Here is a 4,358-nt window from a genome sequence, read left to right on the forward strand (position 1 = left end):
CAGCTTACCGGATGAGGGCCTTTCTTATTTCCTCAAAACTTCTCAGACACCCTCTAAGCCTTTGCAACGGGTTTGGGAGTCTTTGGGGGCGTCGGGTTCGGATTGGCTGGGCTACGGGTAAACATTTTTTCAAAACTGAGGGCAATCAGTCCGGTGGTCACCACGACAATGCCTAAGACTTGCACACCTTTGAGTGCCGTTTGGGTAATGAGGAAGTCTAAAAGTGCCGTCATAACTGGACCACTGGATGAAAAGATCGAGGCACGGGAGGCTCCTAGTAGGCGAATGCCGAAATTATTCATCAAGTACCCCACTAAGGTGAGGGTTCCTAAGGTAACGCCCCCAATCAAAAAGCCAATCCGTCCATCCGCAGGAATATCAACGCCTGTGTTCGGTAGAAAGATGAGGCTCAGACTCGTCAGCAAGAAGATCGTCGAAAACTGAATCACACTAACGGGCACAGGATGCAGTTTGCGAGAACTGATCTGCATCGAAATCACGTAGAACGCGAAGGTAACGCCTGATACGACGGCGGCCACAATACCCCAAATTTCCACCCGTCCAGTTGCCGAAAGCGCAGGCAGAGAGGTCAATACAACACCAAGGGCGATCGCCACCATGACAATATTGCGCGTCGGCGTTGGGCGATCACCAAACAGAATCCACGCCAACGGCACGGTAATAATGGGGTACATGAACAGGATGGTGACCGCTACCCCTGGCCCCACGCCCCCGATCGCGACATAAATCGAAATTTGGGACAGGAACAGGAAAAAACCCGTTCCTAGGGAACTGAACATCAAGCGGCGATCGCTCGATTGTAGAAACGCCTTAATATCGCGCCAGCAGGCTGGATACAAGATGGTCGCGACGCCTGCCAAAAGCGGCACCACAACCAGCATCCGTAGCCACAGGAGCAGCATGGCGTTGCCAAAGCTGAAGGTGACATAGCCTCCCAGTTGGAAAAGACCTAGAATGCCCTTTTCCCGTGCGATGATCCCCACCACAACGTTATGAAGAGAGAGCGCTAGGGTCGAACCCAGCATGACCAAAATTCCCATTTGGAAGGTATTCAAGGCCGTGGGTTTTGCAGGTGGAGGTTGCGTCACCGGGGGCACCGAAGCCGACATGGAAATACTGCCATTGGTGATCGGCGGCATTGCCCCACCGTTGGAGTACTGTTCCACTCCATTTCCAGAAAATGCGGGGAGAGAGTTGCCATTTGCCACTGCCCCCGATTGATAGACCGTTTGGGATCCGCCATTGCTCAAAACGCCCGTTGGTTGAACCGACTGCGATCGCATTAAGTCTGCTTGCAGTTGACGACTAAGGCGCTGCACTAAAACATCTAGAATCGCTTCTCCCTGTTGCTGCATGGTTTGCATACGGCTAATTTGCTGGGACAGGGAACTTTGGTAGCTGTTGAGATCCTGACTCAACGAATTCAAGGTTTGATTGAGGCTTGCGTCTAGAGAGGCTAAAACCCGTTGGGTATGTTGAGGCGTACTACCCGGCAGTGCCGCTACCGAATCCGGTTCGGCTTGAGGCGGCAAATAGTTCATCTGGCTCAACCGCTGCACCATCATGGCTTGCAAGTGGTTCGCCAGGGATTGCGCCATTTGCTTTGCCCAGATCTTTTGCTGCTCAATTTGCTGCTGCGACAGCGATCGCTGATGCTGGACCTGGAGCGATCGCTGCTGATCTTGCAGACTTTCGATTTCGTCAATCAAGCGCGACTTTTGCTGTTCCAGCCGACTAATATCTTGCTGCAACTGCACAACCAAATTTTGCTGAAGCGATTCCAAACTGCGAGTTACCGATTGCAAAATCTCGTCCGGATTCGACGGAGAGTTTGAACCCGGAGAAGCGGCAGCACGTTGTTCGGAATAATCCGGTAGATTGTCCGTCGCTCCCATCAGTGTGTACCCTCAAGTGTGCTAAACGCTACAGATAGCTGCATGCCACTATAATTCGCGACCATGAATTCTGCAATTATCTATCCAATGCTTCCAGAATCTTAGCGAATCTTGGCTAGACCGAACCCTGCATTTCCACTGTTTGCAGTGTGCGCTTAACTGTTCCCTCAAGTGTAGCGAACTCAATTTCAGCTCGATGAAAACCGTTGCAAGTGTTCATCAGGGCAATAACTGGAAACTAAAAAAGTTTAGAAGGGCGAACGAGGAGATTCGAACTCCCGAGTGGCGGAACCACAATCCGCTGCCTTAACCACTTGGCTACGCTCGCCGTATGCCGTTCTGGCTTCTACTAATATAGCATTGAAGGTTTGTATCAGGGAAGTCCCTTGTCATCCAAGTCTGTAAACGTCTAGCGTTGGGAAAACACTTTGCCGAAGGTACGAACGGATGAAACCACTCAAGATTACCTTTGCGTTACTGGTAGCGGCGATCGCTGGTGTTGGCATTACGATGGTTGCCACCAATCCAAAGCCTGATGCCTACGAAGACTATGCCACCAAACAACTGACGCGCTATCTCAAGCGTGAGGGGGATGAATTATGTGACAAGGTTGATGTGCCGGACTTCTTAGACGATATTGTGGGGAGTCAGTGCCCTCAACTCATCAACTCTTTGCTCAAGAATAACCAAGACGAGCTGCGAGCAATTATTGTACGCGGAACACAGCGACAGAACTATGGAGTGCTCAGCATCTATCGCACGCGCTTAGAAATTAGTTCGGCGTTACCAGGCTACGAGGTTGAAAGCGTAGGGGTGTTTCGCCGTTTTTACACCTACAAAGCCGAACGCTTATAGTCTCTCTCGGAACCCGCTTCCCGTTCTTCGGGAGCCCAGGCAGTTGTGCGCTTTAGAAAAGCTCGAACGTCAGGAGAAGCTAGCACTTGACCGTCGTCCGTGATTTTGAAATCTTTGGCAGGCACAAAGCCTGCCAGAGCGAGGCGCAACACTAAAACGCCAACTTCTGCTTCGGTGAGTGAACGTACCATAATCTTTTTTTGCTTCCTTCGCCAGCAACTCAGGCCAGCGATCGCGTTATTCTAAGTTCTACTATTCCCTATGTTCGCGCAAAAAGAGTCACCCAACCAGGGGAATTTCCGGGGATCAGGGGGTGATTTTCCGGGATCAGGCGGGGATCACTACTTTTGTCCAAATCTAGGTGGGATAAAACCGACAGGGCTAGAATGGGACTGTACACTTTACGTCGCTTAACATACGGTTTTTACTGCGCTTCATGGCCTCTTCCTACCCCCCTAGTCAATCGATTCAGTATGCTCGCCAAACCATTCTGCGAGCCGAACGCGCTGCCCGATGTGCCCCGTTTCGGGTCAAGCTTTACACCACGATGCGTGTGCAGGGCGTTGCGCTAAGCAGCATTACTGGAACACGAGGGGTGCAAAACGGCTACACCCGTCGTCCGCTCCCGGAACTGATGGCAGAGCATGAATTAGCATGGCTGATGCAAATTGGTCTGCTGCGCCGCGAGGTAGACGGACAGGGGTTAACAGACAGTTTTCGGCTGACCCCCCTGGGTCGGCACCTGATGGAGAAATGGGAACAGCAAGGGGGCATCGGTTACATTGGTCATGCGACTTGGCGCGATCGCCTTTTAAATTTTCTAACTCGCTGGTTTCGGCTCCCAAGCTGGCTGTCGTAAGGTAAATTCAGCAATTTTGAATGCAAATTAATATTTTTTGGTTATATAGATTCATGACTTACGACGCTTTTCGCCCCCAAACTGCTCTCGGAGGTTAATGAATGAAAGCCATCATGGTGGTCGGGACTACATCGCACGCCGGAAAATCGTTTCTGACGGCAGCCCTTTGTCGGCTGTTGGCGCGTCAGGGGTGGCGGGTCGCCCCCTTTAAGGGACAAAACATGGCTCTCAATGCCTACGTGACACCCGGTGGGGGTGAAATTGGCCATGCGCAAGCCGTACAAGCTTGGGCGGCGGGCGTTCTGCCACGGGTTGAAATGAATCCCATCCTGCTCAAACCCCAAGGCGATATGACATCTCAAGTCATTCTGAAGGGAAAAGTTGCGGGTCGAGTCAGTGCCGCCGACTACTACGAGCAATATTTTGATGTGGGCTGGCAAGCCATTACCGAATCGTTGCGACGCTTGGGCGACGAATTTGATCTGATTGTGTGTGAAGGCGCGGGCAGTCCGGCAGAGATCAATTTGAAACACCGCGACTTAACCAATATGCGGGTTGCCAAGTATCTAAATGCGCCCACAATTTTGGTAGTAGACATTGATCGTGGCGGCGCATTTGCCCACGTTGTCGGCACGCTAGAGTTGCTAGAACCCGATGAACGGGCGTTGATTAAAGGCATTGTGATCAATAAGTTTCGGGGACAGCGATCGCTCCTTCAGCCGGGGATT

At 51.7% G+C, this 4,358-nt stretch carries 5 protein-coding genes and 1 tRNA gene; 3 read left to right on the forward strand and 3 right to left on the reverse strand.

Going from position 1 to position 4,358, the window contains the following annotated elements; all coding sequences use genetic code 11:
• Nucleotides 1-53: 53 nt before the first annotated feature.
• Both IGR76_09060 and IGR76_09065 read right to left on the reverse strand, forming a co-directional pair.
• The gene (locus IGR76_09060; protein ID MBF2078656.1) at nt 54-1,916 is read right to left on the reverse strand and encodes an EamA family transporter; all 1,863 of its coding nucleotides are present in this window, start codon (nt 1,914-1,916) and stop codon (nt 54-56) included.
• A gap of 255 nt (nt 1,917-2,171) precedes the next feature.
• Nucleotides 2,172-2,244 (reverse strand) — tRNA-His (locus IGR76_09065).
• 119 nt (nt 2,245-2,363) lie between these two features.
• Here IGR76_09065 and IGR76_09070 point away from each other — a divergent pair.
• Nucleotides 2,364-2,771, forward strand: a complete 408-nt coding sequence (locus tag IGR76_09070; GenBank protein ID MBF2078657.1) for a DUF4359 domain-containing protein — start codon at nt 2,364-2,366, stop codon at nt 2,769-2,771.
• On the opposite strand, the gene IGR76_09075 is transcribed toward IGR76_09070, so the two are convergent.
• Nucleotides 2,750-2,962 (reverse strand): hypothetical protein, encoded by a 213-nt coding sequence (locus IGR76_09075; protein MBF2078658.1) that lies wholly within the window; start codon nt 2,960-2,962, stop codon nt 2,750-2,752. The genes IGR76_09070 and IGR76_09075 overlap by 22 nt on opposite strands.
• A gap of 245 nt (nt 2,963-3,207) precedes the next feature.
• Here IGR76_09075 and IGR76_09080 point away from each other — a divergent pair, with 245 nt between their 5' ends.
• Both IGR76_09080 and IGR76_09085 read left to right on the forward strand, forming a co-directional pair.
• Nucleotides 3,208-3,630 (forward strand): hypothetical protein, encoded by a 423-nt coding sequence (locus IGR76_09080; GenBank protein ID MBF2078659.1) that lies wholly within the window; start codon nt 3,208-3,210, stop codon nt 3,628-3,630.
• Nucleotides 3,631-3,731: 101 nt separating this feature from the next.
• The coding region (locus tag IGR76_09085; GenBank protein MBF2078660.1) for a cobyric acid synthase at nt 3,732-4,358 on the forward strand (627 nt) is incomplete at its 3' end.

The organism is Synechococcales cyanobacterium T60_A2020_003, from assembly GCA_015272205.1.
In the GTDB taxonomy this organism is placed as follows: Bacteria; Cyanobacteriota; Cyanobacteriia; order RECH01; family RECH01; genus JACYMB01.

What these genes read in the sequence shown, in the direction of transcription:
- IGR76_09060 (MBF2078656.1), bottom strand. Translation starts at nt 1,916, where the DNA reads ATGGGAGCGACGGACAATCTACCGGATTATTCCGAACAACGTGCTGCC.
- IGR76_09070 (MBF2078657.1), top strand. Translation starts at nt 2,364, where the DNA reads ATGAAACCACTCAAGATTACCTTTGCGTTACTGGTAGCGGCGATCGCT.
- IGR76_09075 (MBF2078658.1), bottom strand. Translation starts at nt 2,962, where the DNA reads ATGGTACGTTCACTCACCGAAGCAGAAGTTGGCGTTTTAGTGTTGCGC.
- IGR76_09080 (MBF2078659.1), top strand. Translation starts at nt 3,208, where the DNA reads ATGGCCTCTTCCTACCCCCCTAGTCAATCGATTCAGTATGCTCGCCAA.